Below are 18,033 nucleotides of genomic sequence, written 5' to 3' on the forward strand. Positions count from 1 at the left end.
ACCCCATCGTCTGCTTTTTTTTCTTAGCGGATAAATTGGCTATTTGCTAAAATAGGAATAGCATGGATTGATGGAAGGTGAGGAAGAAATTGTGAAAATTGGAATTGTTGGCGGCGGAGCCATTGGTCTATTAATCGCTGCTTATTTAAGTAATGAATATGAAGTCACTGTTTATACAAGACGTTCAGCACAAGCACAACGATTAATGAACGAAGGATTGCGGTTTGTGAAACGCGGAGAAACAAAGCGTATTTCACTTCAAGCCATGACATTTGCGGAAGCGAACATTAACGATGATCTTGTTTTTATAACGGTGAAGCAGTATGATATTGCAACGATTATCAATCACCGAAACCTGTTTGATCAGGTGAAAACGGTTGTTTTTCTACAAAACGGGATGGGGCATATTAAGTTGCTTTCTCCACTCATGGAAAAAAATATTATTGTTGGAATTGTCGAGCACGGTGCACTCAAACATGATGATCGTACGGTAGAACATACAGGAATTGGAAAAATTGTGCTTGCAAGCTTGTATGGCACATTTGGACAAGCTGTAAATTTATCGGCAAAGAGCATCTCTGATTTTCCATTTGAATTTGCTAATAATTGGGAGAATATGTTAGTGAAAAAATTGATCGTGAATGCAGCCATTAATCCGCTGACAGCGCTTTTACGCATCAAAAACGGGGATTTGCTTAAAGTGAAACCATATTATGAAATGATGAAATTGTTGTTTTCCGAGCTGAAGCAAGTGTTGCCGATCGAAGACGAACAAAAGGCATGGGAACATATTGTGAGTGTTTGTCAAAAGACAGCAGAAAATTATTCATCAATGTTAATGGACATTTCCCAAAACCGAAAAACAGAGATTGACGCCATTTTAGGCTATGTTTTAGAAAAAGGAAAAGAGCTTGGCATTGCGCTGCCGCTCTCACAATTTTTATTTTATGCCATAAAGGGGTTGGAAGAAGGGGGGACGAAAAATGAATGAGCTGTTTGCCCACCTGATTGCGGCGTTCGTTACGATGCCGTTATTATCATTTTTTCTCGTTTATTATTCTGCTCGTAAATTGTTAAAAAGAAAACGAAAATCGTTTTATGCGGCAGTGAATGTTTCGACGCTTTTTTTTATTATTGCTGTTCATTTCTTGGCTACCGTCCTTTCCGGAAAATCGTATTTATGGCACATTGTCTTCTTTTTACTTATCATGCATATGTTGATCGCGGTCGGATATTGGCGCAAAAAAGAAGATTTTCACTTTTCCGCTGTTTTTCGCTTGTTTTGGCGGGCAAACTTCTTATTGTTTTCCTCGCTTTATTTTAGTCTTCTCGTCTATGGAATGATTGTGAGAGTATCTAGCAATTTATAAATAAAAAACTTGAATGACGGTGAGCAACTGTTTTTTCATTGCAAAAAAGAAATGCTATACTCATGAAAGAACATACATAAGAAAGGAAGTTTCTAAAAATGGAAGTTCGGGAAATTTCTTTGGCTGCTACAACACCGTTAGCAACCGATTACATAAACGGTACTTTTCCGACGGAAAAAGGATTTTCTTACCCTCTTCAGGCGGACGATGTGTTTTATAGGCGGCTGCGTGACATAAAAGAAAGAACATATCCACGCCGCGAGCTTGTTGAATATTTACGTTCGTATCATCAACAATTTCACGCGAGTCCCGAAACATTTGATAATATTGAAAAATTGCTTGATCCTGAAAGTGTAGTAGTAGTAGGCGGGCAACAAGCAGGATTGCTGACCGGACCGCTTTATACGATTTATAAAATTATCTCGATCATCAAGCTTGCTAAAGAGCAAGAAAGAAAATTAGGTGTGCCGGTCGTTCCGCTTTTTTGGATTGCTGGTGAAGACCATGATATTGCCGAAGTAAACCACGTGTACATTGCAGAAGATGGAAAAATTAAAAAGTATGTTTATCCCGATATTCCGCAGGAAAAGCGTATGGTATCGGATTTACCGTTAGATCATCAAGTTTGTTCGACTTGGATAACCGATATTGTAAAAACATATGGAGAAACAGAAACGACAAATAAGTTGCTTGATTTTCTGCTTCGATGTTTAGGCCAATCGAAAACGTTCGTTGACTTTTTTGCTGCTATCGTTTTACGTCTATTTGCTTCTGAAGGATTGGTTGTTCTTAATGCAGCCGATGTCCCGTTGCGCGCCATCGAGAGCAGCTTTTTTACTGCTTTGATTGAATGCCATCGCGAAGTGACGGATGCTGTTTTGCGAAAGCAGCATCAGCTTCGGCAGCTCGGATATAAAAATACGTTAGATATTCAGCCGCATTGTGCAAACTTGTTTTATTATGATGGGAGACAACGGTGGCTGCTCGAGCATGATCCACAAAAAGAGGTATTTCATAGTAAAAAAGGAGAATTTGTTTTCTCCAAAGATGAATTAATACAACTTGCTAAAACCAAACCTGGCCATTTAAGCAATAATGTCGTGACCCGGCCGCTTATGCAAGAATTTTTGTTGCCGACATTGGCGTTTGTCGCTGGTCCTGGAGAAATTGCATATTGGGCAGAGCTGAAAGAGGCGTTTTCGATATTTGGTTTCAAAATGCCGCCAGTCATCCCGCGTGTCAACATCACTATTGTAGAACGCTCCATTCAAACCGATTTAGCTGAAATCGGGATCGATATCATGGATGTTTTCAAAGGACGGCTAGAAGAAGCGAAACAGCAATGGTTAGCGCAGCAAACTCGTTATCCGCTTGAAGAAATGTTTGCGAAAGCAAAAGCGGAAATCGAAGAAATTCATCGCCCGCTTCGGGAATTTGGAATGGAAATTGATCGCGGATTAGCAGGGTTGTTGGCGAAAAATGCAACTCTTCTTCAAGCGCAAATCGATTTTCTTCAGCAAACGTTGCAACGAGCATTAATAAGGAAATATGAGGTGGAGTTGCGAAAATTTTCCCGCGTGGAAATGTCGTTAATGCCGAATCAAGCGCCACAGGAGAGGATTTGGAATATTTTCTATTACATCAATAAATATGGATTTGATTTTTTAGAAAAACTTTTGCAGCTTGATTATAAATGGAACGGCATGCATAAAATTGTATATATATAATAGTTTTTACAAGAAAAAGTCGAAAAGAAAAGTCCTGTTTTATGCAGGATTTTTTTTTATCGGAATGAAATAGTAGACATACAGAAATTAAAATGGAAATAAAAGTAAAATAACAAATATTAGTTCGTATTTATTGTGAGCTGCCGAAATACGACAAAAGTAAACAGAAGAAGACGAGTTTTTACAAAAAAAGCTAAAATTTTGTTGTGTTTTGCAGTATAATAAGTAAATGATCGCTCTATATGAATAACGAAGCTTTCCTAGCTGATTTTCCACGACGTTTATTTTCGTATACCATATGTTGCAGCAATGAGTGATTAAAGGTGGTGAACATGTGTTTCAACATACGACAGTGCTATTAAAGGAAGCAGTAGATGGACTCCATATAAAACCGGATGGAATTTATGTCGATTGCACCCTTGGCGGTGGAGGACACAGTGAATATTTACTTTCACAACTGTCAGAGGACGGAAGACTATTTGCGTTTGATCAAGATGATATGGCGATCGAGTATGCGAAAAAAAGATTAGCTCGTTATGAAAAACAGGTGACGTTTATTCGCAGAAATTTTCGCTTTCTTGCGGAAGAGCTAACGGCGAGGGGAGTTCATAGAGTGGATGGAATTTTGTTTGACTTAGGAGTGTCCTCACCGCAGTTAGATACACCAGAACGAGGATTTAGTTATCACCATGATGCACCGTTAGATATGCGAATGAATCGCGAGCAATCATTAACGGCTTATGATATCGTTAATCATTGGCCATATGAGGAGCTCGTACATATCTTTTTCCATTATGGTGAAGAAAAATTTTCGAAGCAAGTGGCGAGGAAAATCGAAGAAGTTCGCAAAGAAAAGCGAATTGAAACAACCGGGCAATTAGTTGACATCATTAAAGAAGCTATCCCGGCGCCGGCAAGGCGAAGCGGAGGGCATCCGGCCAAACGAATTTTTCAAGCGATACGAATTGCCGTAAATGATGAGCTGCAAGCATTCAAAGAGGCGATTACACAGGCGATTGATTTATTAAAATCAGGTGGAAGAATTAGTGTTATTACGTTCCATTCATTAGAAGACCGTATTTGTAAAGTGGCTTTTAAAGAAGCAAGCCAAGGCCCACAGCTTCCTCCTGGGCTTCCGCTCATTCCTGATCAATACCGCCCGGCATTAAAAATTATCACGAAAAAGCCGATTGTCCCTTCCGAGGAAGAGATCGAACATAATCATCGCGCGCGTTCCGCAAAGCTGCGTATCGCCGAAAAGCTATGAACAAAAAACGATGTTGAATCACTAATGACAGGAGGGAAAAACAATGAATAATACGGCAGTAAAAATTCATGAACGACAACGTCCGTCATCACGTCCGCGCACTAGAAAGCAACGAAAGCTAAAAATTCGCTTTACGTTAGGGGAAAAGCTTTTATTCCTATCGTTTTGCGTATTTGCTATGTATGCAGCAGTGCATATTGTGTCCAATCAAGTGAAGATTTATCAAGTAAATAAAGAAATTCAACAGCTACAAGAAACGGTTCAAGAACAGAAAAAGCAAAATAATGATTTATATGTTGAAGTTCAACAATTAAGCACATATGAACGGATTTTGCAAAAAGCGAAAGAACTCGGTCTCTCACTAAACGAAAATAATGTAAAAGTTGTACAGGAATGATCGCCGATGGAAAGGAAAAAGCATAGCAATACACATAAAGGAGCAGCTATATTATTTTTCTTATTCAGTCTGCTCTTTTTTGTGTTATTGGCTCGTTTTATTCAGTTGCAGGTAACGGGAGTTGCTGATGGCCAAGTGTTAGCGGCAAAGGCGGAGGAAAAGTATAAACAAAAGCGAACGATCGAAGCAAAGCGCGGAACCATTTTTGACCGAAATGGCGAAGTGCTTGCTCAAGATGTGCCGTCATATACAGTTATAGCTGTCCTTGATCCAAAAATGACGACAGATCCTGATCATCCGAGACATGTTGTTGACCCACAAAAAACAGCAAAAAAATTAGCCCCATTGCTAAAGATGGATGTAGATGAAGTGAAACGAATTTTAACAAAAGATGCAAAACAAGTGGAATTTGGCGCAAATGGACGAAATATTAGCTATGAACTGAAAGAAAAAATTGAAGCATTAAATCTGCCAGGGATTGGGTTTATTCGTGATACAAAACGATTTTATCCAAATGGCAATTTTGCCTCGTACGTAATTGGTTACGTACAAAAAAATAATAAAAAAAATGAAACAGTTGGAAAAATGGGGATTGAGAAAAGCTTAGATAAGCATTTGCGTGAAAAAGACGGTTACGTATCTTTTGCCGGGGATATCAGCGGATTTCGCCTTCCAAATACGAAAGAAACCGTCGTTCCACCGGATAATGGAGCGAATGTTTATTTAACGATCGATCAAAAGATTCAAACGTTTTTAGAAGATGCGATGAACGATGTGGAAAAACAATATAAGCCGAAAAAAATAATTGCGATTGTTGCAGATCCGAAAACAGGAAAGATCTTAGCAATGGGAACAAGACCGAGTTTTGATCCAAATAAGCGCAATATACAAAACTATTTCAACGATGCGATTTCCTATCCGTATGAGCCTGGTTCGACAATGAAAATTTTTACGCTTGCGGCTGCCATTAATGAAGGTGTGTATAACGGGAATGAACAGTATCGGTCTGGCTATTATAAAGTGGGACCAAATATTATTCGTGACCATAACAAAGTAGGTTGGGGAACGATTACGTTTAACGAAGGAGTCCAACGCTCTTCTAATGTCGCTTTTTCTATTTTAGTAAAAGAAAAGTTAGGAGAAGACCGCTTTTTGCAATATTTGCATCGTTTCCGTTTTGACAAAAAAACTGGTATAGACCTTCCAGGAGAAGCGGTAGGGCAAATTCATTACAAATATCCGATTGAAAGAATAACGACAGGATTTGGTCAAGGAACATCGGTGACACCAATCCAACAAATTCAAGCCGCAACCGCGATTGCAAACGGCGGAAAAATGATGAAGCCATATGTGGTCGATCGTATTGTTGATCCGGATACAGGAAAAGTGATTGCAAGAAACAAGCCAGAAGTAGTGGAACAACCAATTACAAAAGAAACGGCTAAACAAGTGTTAGATATATTAGAAACGGTAGTTACTTCGGAGAAAGGAACGGGGCGTCCGTATCAAATTGAAGGGTACCGAGTTGCTGGAAAAACAGGAACAGCACAAATTCCGTCACCAAGAGGAGGATATTTAACCGGCTATGAAAACTATATTTTCTCTTTTTTAGGAATGGCCCCGAAAGAAGACCCGCGTTTAATTATGTATGTCGCAGTTCAGCAGCCAAAACTATCCTATACGGAGACAGGGGCAGCTCCTGTTTCACATATTTTTACTAGCGTGATGAAAAATAGTCTTCAATATTTGCACATTCAGCCTTCTTCCAATAAGAAGGCGTCAAAAGAAAAATCAAAAGGAATTGAAATCGGTTCTTACGCGGGTCGTTCTACAGAAGAAGTAGTGAAAGAACTAAAGGAAAAAGGGCTTGTCCCAATTGTAATTGGAAATGGGCGGCAAATTGAAGAACATGTACCGTTATCTGGTGATAAAGTAATCGCTGGGGAACGGGTTGTGCTTAAAACGGATGGGAAGGCAGTGATGCCAGATGTCCGGGGCTGGTCGCTGCGCGATGTAATGAAAGTGGCGGAACTGCTAGAGCTTCGTCCGAGCACGAAAGGAAATGGGTATGTTGTCAGCCAAAATATTCGGCCAGGTGCATTAGTAAAGAAAGGTGATTACTTAATTGTAGAACTGGAAGAACCGCGAAAATGGAACGAAAGAATGGAACAAGAACAAAAAGAAGCATCAGATAGAAAAAGTGATGGTCCAGTTGATTGATTTAAGACGTTCTATAATGAAGCGTACAAGCATATAGTGGAACGAGCCTATCATAAAGGAGGTTCCTCTATATGCGTGTTTCCCACGTCACTGTCCGCAAACGGCTGATGATCGTGTTTCTAGTTGGGGTGTTTATTTTTGCGATTATTGACATTCGTCTCGGATATGTTCAATTTATATTAGGTGATATGTTAACAGAAAGAGCGAAAGATTCATGGAGCCGAAATATTCCATTTGAGCCGAAGCGCGGAGAAATTTTGGATCGCAACGGCGTTCCGCTCGCTACGAATATGAGCGCGCCAACGGTTTACGTTATCCCGCGGCAGATTGAAAATCCGGTTGAGACGGCAGAAAAGTTAGCGAAGGTGTTAAATATGCCCATCGAAAAAGCGTATAAGCATATTACGAAAAAAACATCGATCGAACGCATTCCAGAAGGCAGAAAAATATCGAATGAAAAAGCAAAAGAAATTCGGGCACTCGGCTTAAAAGGAGTATATATTGCGGAAGATACGAAACGTTATTATCCGTTCGGCAGTTATTTGTCCCATGTTTTAGGATTTACCGGCATCGATAACCAAGGTTTGACGGGACTGGAACTTTATTATGATAAGGAATTGAGCGGGCAACGCGGTTCGGTGCAATTTTATTCGGACGCAAAAGGAAAAAGAATGCCTAATATGGCAGATGATTATACGCCGCCAACAGATGGGCTAAATTTAGTGCTCACGATTGATTCGCGTATCCAAACAATCGTGGAGCGGGAACTCGATATTGCCGAAGCAAAGTATAATCCAGACGGCATTATTGCGATTGCGATGAACCCGAATACGGGAGAAATTTTGGCAATGGCGAGCCGTCCGACGTTTGACCCGGCAAACTATCGAACTGTACCGCCGGAAATCTATAATCGCAACTTGCCGATTTGGAGCACCTATGAGCCTGGTTCGACGTTTAAAATTATTACGCTTGCTGCGGCGTTGGAAGAAAAAAAAGTAAATTTATTGAAAGATCATTTTTATGATCCAGGATATGTAAAAGTTGCCGGTGCAACATTACGTTGCTGGAAAAAAGGCGGGCATGGATCGCAAACTTTTTTAGAAGTTGTGCAAAACTCTTGTAACCCAGGTTTTGTAGAGTTAGGGGAACGCCTAGGGAAAGAAAGATTGTTTGAGTATATTAAGAAGTTCGGCTTTGGTGAAAAAACAGGCATTGACTTGCAGGGGGAAGGAACCGGAATTTTATTTGATTTGAAACGCGTTGGGCCTGTCGAACAAGCAACAACGGCCTTTGGGCAAGGGGTGTCGGTGACACCGATTCAGCAAGTGGCAGCTGTTTCTGCGGCAGTAAATGGTGGAATTTTGTACACGCCATATATTGCGAAGCAATGGGTTGATCCTGAAACAGGAAAGGTAGTAAGCCGCAATACACTAAAGGCGAAGCGACGCGTTATTTCCGAGGAAACGTCGAAACAAATTCGTTATGCCCTAGAGAGCGTTGTTGCTCAAGGGACAGGGAAAGGCGCCTATGTAGAAGGGTATCGTGTTGGCGGAAAAACAGGAACGGCACAAAAAGCGAAAGGCGGCCGATATTTAAAAGATAATCATATCGTTTCTTTTATCGGATTTGCACCGGCGGATGACCCACAGCTTGTCGTTTATGTTGCTGTCGACAATCCGAAAGGAACGGTTCAATTCGGTGGTGTCGTCTCTGCTCCAATCGTCGGAAAAATTATGGAGGATAGTCTACGTACACTTGGCGTGAAACCACGCAAAGGCCAAATAGAAAAAGAACGGGCGTGGAATGATCCGAAAATGGTCGAAGTTCCGAATTTAATCGGCTTATCAAAAAAAGACTTGCAAGAGCAACTTTTTAACTTAAAATTAGATGTTAGTGGAGAAGGTGATGTTGTTATTGAGCAAGCCCCAGAACCTGGGGTGAAAGTGAAAGAAGGTTCCACTATTCGCATTTACTTAGCATCAAAGATGTCTTCTAAAAAAGAAGTTCGATGAAAGCGATCAATATATCGATATATCAAGGGGGCGGCTGATGTAAGTTGTCATATATCTTATCTCGCCCCTTTTTTCCGCTTTTATGTTTTCTTCTAAAGACTATGAAAGCGAAAGGGATGAACAAAAGTGAAACTGCAGACGCTGCTTTCGTATTTGCATGATTTTACAACGTATGTTGGCGAAAATCCGACAATTACTTCCATTGAAATGGATTCGCGACAAGTCAAAAATGGGGCATTATTTATTTGTATTAAAGGATTTACAGTTGATGGCCATGATTTTGCGAAACAGGCAGTCGAAAATGGTGCTGTAGCTGTCATTGCCGAACGGCCTCTTGACGTAGATGTGCCTGTTATTGTTGTTCGCGATAGCCGCCGTGCGATGGCGATGCTTGCCGATGCGTTTTATGGTCAGCCGACCCATCGGTTGCATTTAATCGGTGTTACGGGCACAAATGGGAAAACGACAACGACTCATATAATAGAGCACATCGCTAGAAAGGCGAATAAAAAAACGGGACTAATTGGAACGGTGCATATTAAAATTGGCGATCATACGTATCCAACGAAAAATACGACGCCAGAATCATTGCTGTTGCAACGAACGTTTAAACAAATGGTGGACGAAGGTGTCGATGTTGCAGTAATGGAAGTGTCTTCGCATGCCCTTCATATGGGACGCGTGCACGGTTGTGACTATGATGTTGCCGTGTTTACAAATTTAACACAAGATCATCTCGATTATCATGGGACGATGGAAGAATATCGCAATGCGAAAGGATTGCTGTTTGCCCAACTCGGGAATCGTTATGATCATGAGCGGCCAAAGTTTGCGGTATTAAACAATGATGATCCTGCTTCAAAATATTATAAGCATATGACGGCTGCGTCCGTTATTACATATGGAATTGAAACAGATAGCGATATTATGGCAAAGAAGATCGATATTGTTCCAAGCGGAATGTCGTTTGATCTTATTACTCCGAACGGCACTGTTCGGGTCAAAACAAGGTTAATCGGATTGTTTAACGTATATAATTTGCTCGCAGCTGTTTCCGCCTGCCTTGTGTCTGGTATTCCGCTTCCTGTTATTGTAGAAGCGATTGAAGAAATTTCTGGGGTTGCGGGACGGTTTGAAACAGTCGATGAAGGGCAAAACTTTACAGTAATTGTTGATTACGCTCATACACCAGATAGCTTAGAAAATGTCTTAAAAACGATTCGGCAATTTGCACAGAAAAAAGTTTATGTGGTTGTTGGCTGCGGCGGTGACCGAGACCGCGCCAAACGGCCGCTGATGGCAAAGACAGCGGTCAAGTACGCCGATGTAGCCATTTTCACTTCTGACAATCCACGTTCCGAAGACCCCGAACAAATTTTGCGTGATATGGAAGCAGGTGTTCCTGGCGAGCGTTATGTAACGATTGTCGATCGCAAAGAGGCGATTTATTATGCAATTGAACAAGCACAAGAAGGCGATATTATTTTAATTGCGGGCAAAGGACATGAAACGTATCAAATTATTGGTGATCGCGTCATTGATTTTGATGATCGACTTGTTGCCCGGGAAGCGATTAAGGAGCGGAAGAACATATGTTGACGTATGAAATGGTTAAACGGTTATGTAAACAAGCTCGTGGCATTGTGGATAATGCGATTACGTTTCATCATGTGTTTGTAGATCCTTACGAACATGCGCCAAAAGGGTTATTTGTTCCGCTTGGGCATGGGGCGGAAACATTAAAAATTGCGATTGAACATGGAGCAATCGCAGCGTTTTGGCAAGAAGGCGATGAATTGCCGCGTTACATTCCAAATCAGTTTCCGATTTTTTTTGTTTCCTCACCGCTTCAAGCGTTGGAGGAGCTTTTAGACACATACGGACAATTGCAAAAAACAAAGTTTAACCTTACCATTTCTGCGCATAATGAACAAAATTGTTCATATGATATAGCGGTGCTTGCTGCTCTCAAACGGCTGCAACAAAAATGGATGCATGCTCAAGGACAAGAAGGATGTGACCGATCATGTTAGAGCAAGTCATGGTTTTAGCCATTATTCTTTCCTTTCTGATTACGGTTATCTTATCGCCATTGTTTATTCCGTTTTTAAGACGGTTAAAATTCGGGCAAAGCATACGGGAAGAAGGGCCGAAATCACATCAAAAAAAATCAGGCACCCCGACGATGGGAGGTATTATGATTTTACTTTCCATCGTTGTGACAACGTTATTGATGACGAGAAAATTTGCAACTCTTTCCGTTGAAACATATTTATTGCTTTTTGTAACGATTGGTTATGGGTTGCTTGGCTTTTTAGATGATTTTATTAAAGTAGTGATGAAACGGAATCTTGGGTTGACGAGCAGACAGAAGTTGATTGGTCAGTTAATGATTGCCATTGTTTTTTACTTCGTATATCAGCGCAGTGGTTTTTCTACTGCCTTACATATTCCGGGGACCGATCTTTCTATTAATCTTGGCTTTGGATATGTGTTATTGCTTATTTTCATGCTTGTCGGCGGTTCGAATGCGGTCAATTTAACCGACGGGCTCGATGGTTTATTGGCTGGGACAGCGGCCATTGCGTTCGGCGCTTATGCAGTTCTTGCCTGGAATCAGGGGCAATATGATATCGCTATTTTTTGTGTTTCCGTTGTTGGGGCTGTACTAGGATTTTTAGTATTTAACGCCCATCCAGCAAAAGTATTTATGGGAGATACCGGGTCGCTTGCGTTAGGCGGCGCGATCGCTACAGTGGCAATTTTAACGAAGTTGGAAATATTGCTCGTTATTATTGGCGGTGTATTTGTTATCGAAACACTGTCCGTTATTATTCAAGTCATTTCATTTAAAACAACGGGAAAACGCGTATTTCGCATGAGCCCGTTGCATCATCACTATGAGTTGATTGGCTGGTCGGAGTGGCGCGTTGTCGTCACATTCTGGGCAGTCGGCTTATTATTTGCAATGCTAGGAATCTATATCGAGGTGTGGATCTAATTGAAACAGACAGCTTTCTATCAACAACGTCGCGTGTTAGTCATCGGTTTGGCAAAAAGCGGATTTGCAGCGGCAAAACTGCTTCATGAGCTAGGAGCTATCATCACGGTAAATGATCAAAAGCCGTTTGAAGAAAATAAAGAAGCACAACAGTTAGAACAATTAGGAATCCGGGTTATTTGCGGCGGGCATCCGCTTGAGCTCTTGGATGAGCCGTTTAATCTTGTCGTGAAAAACCCTGGCATTCCATATACGAATCCAATGGTCAAAAAAGCAATGGAAAAAGGATTACCCGTTGTCACAGAAGTGGAGTTAGCATATCACATTTCAGAAGCGCCTTTTATTGGGATTACCGGTTCTAATGGAAAAACAACAACAACGACATTAATTTATGAAATGTTGCGTGAAGGAGAAAAACGCCCGCTGCTTGCCGGAAACATAGGGACGGCTGCTTGTGAAGTGGCAAAAAAGGCGGAAGCAAGCAATTGGCTTGTAACAGAACTTTCCTCCTTCCAGCTGGCGGGAATTCGCGACTTTCGTCCGCGTATTTCCGTTTTATTAAACATTTTCGATGCCCATTTAGATTACCATGGTACAAAAGAAGCTTATGCGCAGGCAAAAGCAAATATTTTTAAAAACCAAACAAACGAAGATTATGCGGTTATTAATGCCGATGATGAACTTGTGATGCAGCTTGCTGAGAACATTCATGCACAAAAAGTTGCTTTTTCGGCAACAAAAGTGTTAGGCCGCGGTGCTTATATAAACAATGGTTTTATCTATTGGAACGATGAAGCGGTGATTGCTGTTGCCGATATCGTACTTCCTGGAAAACATAATTTGGAAAATATATTGGCAGCTGTTGCTGTGGCAAAATTAGCAGGCGTAGACAATAAATCCATTTATCAAGTCCTGACGACATTTACAGGAGTAAAGCATCGGCTTCAATATGTTGCTACTATTGATGGGAGAAAGTTTTTCAATGACTCTAAAGCAACAAATATTCTTGCGACACAAAAAGCGTTGTCTGCTTTTGAAAAAGATTCTGTCATCCTTTTGGCAGGTGGACTAGACCGCGGCAATGAATTTGATGCACTCCTTCCTTATTTGCACAACGTAAAAGCGGTCGTATTGTTTGGACAAACCGCGCCAAAAATAGCCCGTGTCGCTAAGCAGGCGGGAATAGAAACCATTGAATATGTCGATAATGTGGAAAAAGCGGTACCGGTTGCATATCAGCTATCTGAGCCAGGTGATGTCATTTTGCTGTCACCGGCATGTGCGAGCTGGGATCAATATAAAACTTTTGAACAAAGAGGGGACATTTTTATAGGCGCGGTGCATAAGTTGAAATAGAGGGAAAGGACAGCCTTTCTCTCTTATTTTAGAAAAGCAGAGGTGTTGGGCATTGTCGCGGAAAAAGTCTACGCCTGATTTTTTGCTGATTATCCTTACGTTTTCGTTGTTGGCGATTGGACTTATTATGGTGTATAGCGCCAGCGCCATTTGGGCGGAATATAAGTTTCACGATTCGTTTTTCTTTGCCAAACGGCAGCTTTTATTTGCCGGTGTGGGAGTCGTCGCGATGTTTTTTATTATGAATATTGATTATTGGATATGGCGCGACTGGTCGAAAGTGCTGATTATCGTCTGTTTTGTGCTGCTCGTTCTCGTGTTAATCCCTGGAGTGGGGATGGTTCGCAACGGATCGCGCAGCTGGATTGGCGTCGGAGCGTTTTCCATTCAGCCGTCGGAATTTATGAAACTCGCAATGATCGCCTTTTTGGCGAAATATTTATCGGAAAATCAAAAAAATATTACATCGTTTAAACATGGATTGTTCCCTGCCTTGGTGCTTGTTTTTATTGCGTTTGGAATGATCATGCTGCAACCAGACTTAGGAACCGGCACCGTAATGGTCGGTACGTGCATCGCCATGATTTTTGTCGCTGGCGCGCGCATCAGCCATTTTATTGGGCTAGGAGTGCTGGGACTGGCAGGATTTGCTGCGCTTGTTTTGTCAGCGCCATACCGAATTAAGCGGATTACTTCTTTTTTAAATCCTTGGGAAGATCCGCTTGGAAGCGGGTTTCAGATTATTCAGTCGCTGTATGCGATTGGTCCTGGCGGTTTGTTTGGTCTAGGACTTGGACAAAGCCGCCAAAAGTTTTTTTATTTGCCTGAGCCGCAAACGGATTTTATTTTTGCGATTTTAGCAGAAGAACTTGGCTTTATTGGCGGGTCGCTTGTGTTGCTTTTATTTAGCTTGTTGCTTTGGCGTGGAGTGCGTATTGCACTTGGGGCGCCGGATTTGTATGGAAGTTTTCTTGCCATCGGCATTATTTCGATGGTGGCCATTCAAGTAATGATTAATATCGGCGTTGTTACAGGATTAATGCCGGTAACGGGAATTACGCTGCCGTTTTTAAGCTATGGTGGTTCATCATTAACGCTTATGTTAATGGCAATTGGGGTTTTACTAAACATTAGCAAGCATGCAAAATATTAATAAAACCAATTCGTTGCGTTGCATCCAACAACCAAAAAACAAAATGTTCAAGTTTCATCGATCTAGAAGGGGATCTCTCAAATTAGAGAGACACCCTCTCATTTTGTTAAGGTGACATCTGCGATGAAAGGAGCATACGTATATACATAGGCGGTTTGGGAAAGGAGATGAAAGCGATGAAGGCAATGGTAAATGAATTATTAAGCGCTAACGTTGGGAAAGTGAAGGAAATGGAACCTTTATCGAACCATACGACGATAAAAGTTGGCGGCCCTGCAGATGTATTGATCGAACCAGACAGCGTAGAAAGCCTAAAAAAAGCAATGGCGATTATAAAAAAGCATGAAGTGCCATGGCGCGCGATTGGCCGTGGTTCGAATTTACTTGTTTCTGACGAAGGGGTCGAAGGGGTTGTAATCAAAATTGGCGAAGGATTAGATGAATTACATGTTGATGGGGAAACCGTTACGGTCGGTGGAGGATACTCATTAGTACGCCTTGCCACGTTAATGAGCAAACAAGGGTTGTCTGGTTTAGAGTTTGCCGGCGGAATTCCTGGATCGGTCGGGGGAGCTGTTTATATGAATGCGGGGGCGCACGGCTCCGATATGTCACAAATCGTAAAAAGGGCGTTAATTTTATTTCCAGACGGGATGATGGAATGGCTGACGAATGAGGAAATGCAATTTGCGTATCGCACTTCTGTGTTGCAAACAAAAAGACGTGGAATTTGTATAGCAGCGGAACTTCAGCTTACTTCCGGGAACCGTGAAGAAATTGTTGCAAAAATGCGGAAAAACAAAGATTATCGCCGTGAGACACAACCGTGGGATAAACCTTGTGCGGGCAGCATATTCCGCAATCCTTTGCCGCAATATGCTGGAAAACTGATTGAAGAGGCTGGTTTAAAGGGATATACGATTGGCGGCGCGAAAATTTCTGAACAGCATGCCAATTTTATCGTTAATACAGGAAAAGCAAAAGCAAAAGATGTACTGGACTTAATTCAGTTTGTGAAAAAAACGATTCATGAATTGCATGGCATTCATTTGCGGACAGAAGTAGAAATTATTGGCCGGAAGTTGTAAAATCTATCTCTCTATATATTATAATATATTATAATGCTATGATATAATAAAATTGAGTTTGTCCATGTTTATCGAACATAGAAATACAACGGCATCGAGGTGTGCCGTTTGTTTTTATAGACGTGCTTTCGAGCTTATGTCGGAAAGCGGTGAATGGCTTTGGAAAAAGGAAAAAAAATCGTTGTTCTTGAGGAACGGGTGCCGAAATTAAAGGAACGGCGGAGACAAAAAGCGAATCGTCGTTTAATCGCGTATATCTCTTTCTTTTTTCTTCTCATTTTATGCATGATTTATTTTCAATCACCATTAAGTTATGTCCGTCATATTCAAGTAAACGGAAATCATCATCTTTCCGAAAAACAAGTGATACAGTTAAGCGGCATCACAAAACGGACAAGCTTTTGGAAAGTAAAAAAAGACGAAATTAAGCGGAATGTGGAGAAACATCCGGAAGTGAAGAGCGTATCATTGGAAAAACATTTCCCAAATACGATCATCATTCATGTGAAAGAGCGGAGGAGAATCGCTTATATTTATGACCAACAAACATTTTTTCCGCTTTTAGAAAATGGTTACATACTAAAGAAACACACATCAAAAACCGCGCCAAGCGATGCGCCGATTTTAATTAATTGGAAAAAGGGAGAAGATATTCAAGAAATCGCAGGACAGTTGGCGCAGCTTTCCCCATCGATATTAAACGCCATTTCTGAAATTCATTATACACCGAGCGATGATAACCGTTATCATATTACTGTTTATATGAATGATGGTTTTGAAGTGAGTGCGAACGTGCAAAATTTTGCCGATAAAATGTCATTGTATCCGTCTATTGTCCAGCAATTAGATCCAAACGTAAAAGGGGTAATCCATTTAGAAGTAAGCAATTATTTTACCGCTTATAAACAACCGAAAAAGGAGGATGACAATGACAAAGCGGAAAGGTAACCGTGTCATCCTTTCTTTTATCTGTTTTATACTAGGATCTATGCTGGCGTTTTCTTATCAATATACAAAAAGGGAAGCATCAAAGCGAAATATAACAGACCGACAGTGGCAAAAGGAATATGAGTACCGGCAGCAATTGATTGAGATACAAAAAGAAAATCGGCGATTAAAAAATGAGTTAGTACAAAAACAAAATCAAGTGGCGGAGATGGAAAAAGCGCTAGCAGATCAACAGGCAATGTATACGGATTTGGCAAAACAGGCGGAAAAACTGCGCATGTATGTAGGAAAGGCCAAAGTAAAAGGAAAAGGAATTGAAATAACGTTATCGGATGCATCTTATATTCCTTCTGAACAAAGTGCGACAGACTACATTGTTCACGAACAACATGTCTTTAAAGTCATTCATGAGCTGCTCATTTCCGGAGCAGAAGCAATCGCCATTAATGGGCAACGAATTTCCCATCGTTCGTACATTGTTTGCAATGGTCCCGTAATCGAAGTAGATGGTACGCAACACGCAGCCCCTTTTGTCATCTCCGCAATTGGCAATCCAACGGTTCTCGCTTCCGCTTTGAACATTCCCGGCGGGGTAAAGGATCAGCTTATTCAAGATAACATAATTGTAGGGATTGCTAGTAAAGATGAAATAGTGTTAGATCCTATCTTTCATGTTAATCATCCATAAATTGCCTCGGCAGAAAGAATGGTGAAGATGATTGGAACGGAAAAAAACGATCTATTTTACTTGTATTACGGCCATTTTTGGATTTATGCTAGCTGTTCAACTTCAGACAACGTCACATCCTAAAGTTCGCGATACACGTGATATTTGGGAGTTGCGCGCTGATTTAAAAAAAGAACAACAATTGCAGCGACAACTTGTATTAGAAATCGGGGATTATGAGGAAAAATTACGGAATTACAAGCAAAAGCAGCGATCTAATCAAGAAGCCGTTTTGCACGAAACAGTAAGTGAATTGGAACAGGAAGCTGGTTTGACAAAAATAGAAGGTCCAGGAATTGTTTTGACAATTGAACCATTTTATTCGGATCATTACGTAGGTCCCATTGCGGAAACGGTGTCGCCTGAACTGTTGCACCGGCTTATTAATGAATTAAACATGTATGGTGCGAAAGAAATTGCTATTGCCGAGGAGCGGATTACAAACACGACGGCGATTCGCGATGTTAATGGTTCGACGAAAATCGGAGATAGCAAAATCTCTTCATTGCCAATTACAGTAAAAGTAATCGCAGATGATGCAGAAATGTTATGTAATCGTTTAAAAGTATCGACCATTCTTGATGATTTTGTCGTTGAAAATTTGCAGCTTACAATTTCTGAACCGTTGACATCGGTGGTTATTCCGCCGTCTAAAGAAAAATGGAACGTGAAATATATGGAAACGGTAAAAGCCGAAAAGGAGCATTCCCGTTAGGAGCTTTTCCGGGGACTTGATCAAAAAAAGCCCTCTTGGTATGATGCAGGGG

16 protein-coding genes are annotated in these 18,033 nt (G+C 41.1%); all 16 read left to right on the forward strand.

Annotated features, from left to right (window positions below):
• Window positions 1-91: 91 nt before the first annotated feature.
• The 16 genes from DCC82_RS07275 (at window position 92) to DCC82_RS07350 (ending at window position 17,981) form a co-directional block, all read left to right on the forward strand.
• Window positions 92-991, forward strand: coding sequence for a 2-dehydropantoate 2-reductase (locus DCC82_RS07275; RefSeq protein ID WP_108430425.1), 900 nt, complete (start codon window positions 92-94; stop codon window positions 989-991).
• A complete protein-coding gene (locus DCC82_RS07280) occupies window positions 984-1,370 on the forward strand; it encodes a DUF3397 domain-containing protein (protein ID WP_015863346.1) in 387 nt (128 codons plus the stop codon). The genes DCC82_RS07275 and DCC82_RS07280 overlap by 8 nt, the downstream gene beginning before the upstream one ends.
• A gap of 98 nt (window positions 1,371-1,468) precedes the next feature.
• On the forward strand, window positions 1,469-3,097 hold the full coding sequence (gene bshC / locus DCC82_RS07285) for a bacillithiol biosynthesis cysteine-adding enzyme BshC (RefSeq protein WP_108430297.1): 1,629 nt from the start codon (window positions 1,469-1,471) through the stop codon (window positions 3,095-3,097).
• A gap of 334 nt (window positions 3,098-3,431) precedes the next feature.
• Window positions 3,432-4,364 (forward strand): 16S rRNA (cytosine(1402)-N(4))-methyltransferase RsmH, encoded by a 933-nt coding sequence (gene rsmH, locus DCC82_RS07290; RefSeq protein ID WP_015863348.1) that lies wholly within the window; start codon window positions 3,432-3,434, stop codon window positions 4,362-4,364.
• Window positions 4,365-4,407: 43 nt separating this feature from the next.
• Window positions 4,408-4,761, forward strand: a complete 354-nt coding sequence (gene ftsL, locus DCC82_RS07295; RefSeq protein ID WP_015863349.1) for a cell division protein FtsL — start codon at window positions 4,408-4,410, stop codon at window positions 4,759-4,761.
• Window positions 4,762-4,767: 6 nt separating this feature from the next.
• Window positions 4,768-6,981 carry a penicillin-binding protein gene (locus tag DCC82_RS07300; RefSeq protein WP_015863350.1) on the forward strand — a complete coding sequence of 738 codons (2,214 nt, stop codon included), beginning with the start codon at window positions 4,768-4,770 and terminating at the stop codon, window positions 6,979-6,981.
• A 71-nt stretch (window positions 6,982-7,052) separates the two neighbouring features.
• Window positions 7,053-8,993 carry a stage V sporulation protein D gene (locus DCC82_RS07305; protein WP_097354286.1) on the forward strand — a complete coding sequence of 647 codons (1,941 nt, stop codon included), beginning with the start codon at window positions 7,053-7,055 and terminating at the stop codon, window positions 8,991-8,993.
• A 126-nt stretch (window positions 8,994-9,119) separates the two neighbouring features.
• Window positions 9,120-10,592: a UDP-N-acetylmuramoyl-L-alanyl-D-glutamate--2,6-diaminopimelate ligase gene (locus DCC82_RS07310; RefSeq protein ID WP_062678272.1), complete on the forward strand. Its 1,473-nt coding sequence runs from the start codon at window positions 9,120-9,122 to the stop codon at window positions 10,590-10,592.
• Window positions 10,586-11,026 carry a hypothetical protein gene (locus tag DCC82_RS07315; RefSeq protein WP_015863353.1) on the forward strand — a complete coding sequence of 147 codons (441 nt, stop codon included), beginning with the start codon at window positions 10,586-10,588 and terminating at the stop codon, window positions 11,024-11,026. The genes DCC82_RS07310 and DCC82_RS07315 overlap by 7 nt, the downstream gene beginning before the upstream one ends.
• Window positions 11,020-11,994, forward strand: coding sequence for a phospho-N-acetylmuramoyl-pentapeptide-transferase (mraY, locus tag DCC82_RS07320; protein ID WP_097354287.1), 975 nt, complete (start codon window positions 11,020-11,022; stop codon window positions 11,992-11,994). The genes DCC82_RS07315 and mraY overlap by 7 nt, the downstream gene beginning before the upstream one ends.
• Window positions 11,995-13,350 (forward strand): UDP-N-acetylmuramoyl-L-alanine--D-glutamate ligase, encoded by a 1,356-nt coding sequence (murD, locus tag DCC82_RS07325; RefSeq protein WP_097354288.1) that lies wholly within the window; start codon window positions 11,995-11,997, stop codon window positions 13,348-13,350.
• A 52-nt stretch (window positions 13,351-13,402) separates the two neighbouring features.
• Window positions 13,403-14,503 carry a stage V sporulation protein E gene (gene spoVE, locus DCC82_RS07330; RefSeq protein ID WP_015863356.1) on the forward strand — a complete coding sequence of 367 codons (1,101 nt, stop codon included), beginning with the start codon at window positions 13,403-13,405 and terminating at the stop codon, window positions 14,501-14,503.
• A 176-nt stretch (window positions 14,504-14,679) separates the two neighbouring features.
• A complete protein-coding gene (gene murB, locus DCC82_RS07335; RefSeq protein ID WP_015863357.1) occupies window positions 14,680-15,591 on the forward strand; it encodes a UDP-N-acetylmuramate dehydrogenase in 912 nt (303 codons plus the stop codon).
• A gap of 153 nt (window positions 15,592-15,744) precedes the next feature.
• The gene (locus DCC82_RS07340) at window positions 15,745-16,539 is read left to right on the forward strand and encodes a cell division protein FtsQ/DivIB (protein WP_097354289.1); all 795 of its coding nucleotides are present in this window, start codon (window positions 15,745-15,747) and stop codon (window positions 16,537-16,539) included.
• On the forward strand, window positions 16,520-17,227 hold the full coding sequence (locus DCC82_RS07345) for a DUF881 domain-containing protein (RefSeq protein ID WP_015863359.1): 708 nt from the start codon (window positions 16,520-16,522) through the stop codon (window positions 17,225-17,227). Before DCC82_RS07340 ends, DCC82_RS07345 begins: the two co-directional genes overlap by 20 nt.
• 31 nt (window positions 17,228-17,258) lie before the next feature.
• Window positions 17,259-17,981, forward strand: a complete 723-nt coding sequence (locus tag DCC82_RS07350; protein WP_187252187.1) for a DUF881 domain-containing protein — start codon at window positions 17,259-17,261, stop codon at window positions 17,979-17,981.
• Window positions 17,982-18,033: the final 52 nt, after the last annotated feature.

This window comes from Geobacillus sp. LYN3, assembly GCF_003064505.1.
GTDB classification, from domain to species: domain Bacteria; phylum Bacillota; class Bacilli; order Bacillales; family Anoxybacillaceae; genus Parageobacillus_B; species Parageobacillus_B toebii.

Excerpts from the sequence above, each read along its gene's own strand:
- ftsL (WP_015863349.1), top strand. The coding sequence starts at position 4,408 with ATGAATAATACGGCAGTAAAAATTCATGAACGACAACGTCCGTCATCA.
- murB (WP_015863357.1), top strand. The coding sequence starts at position 14,680 with ATGAAGGCAATGGTAAATGAATTATTAAGCGCTAACGTTGGGAAAGTG.
- bshC (WP_108430297.1), top strand. The coding sequence starts at position 1,469 with ATGGAAGTTCGGGAAATTTCTTTGGCTGCTACAACACCGTTAGCAACC.
- DCC82_RS07300 (WP_015863350.1), top strand. The coding sequence starts at position 4,768 with ATGGAAAGGAAAAAGCATAGCAATACACATAAAGGAGCAGCTATATTA.
- DCC82_RS07305 (WP_097354286.1), top strand. The coding sequence starts at position 7,053 with ATGCGTGTTTCCCACGTCACTGTCCGCAAACGGCTGATGATCGTGTTT.
- DCC82_RS07315 (WP_015863353.1), top strand. The coding sequence starts at position 10,586 with ATGTTGACGTATGAAATGGTTAAACGGTTATGTAAACAAGCTCGTGGC.
- DCC82_RS07280 (WP_015863346.1), top strand. The coding sequence starts at position 984 with ATGAATGAGCTGTTTGCCCACCTGATTGCGGCGTTCGTTACGATGCCG.
- DCC82_RS07345 (WP_015863359.1), top strand. The coding sequence starts at position 16,520 with ATGACAAAGCGGAAAGGTAACCGTGTCATCCTTTCTTTTATCTGTTTT.
- DCC82_RS07340 (WP_097354289.1), top strand. The coding sequence starts at position 15,745 with ATGGCTTTGGAAAAAGGAAAAAAAATCGTTGTTCTTGAGGAACGGGTG.
- mraY (WP_097354287.1), top strand. The coding sequence starts at position 11,020 with ATGTTAGAGCAAGTCATGGTTTTAGCCATTATTCTTTCCTTTCTGATT.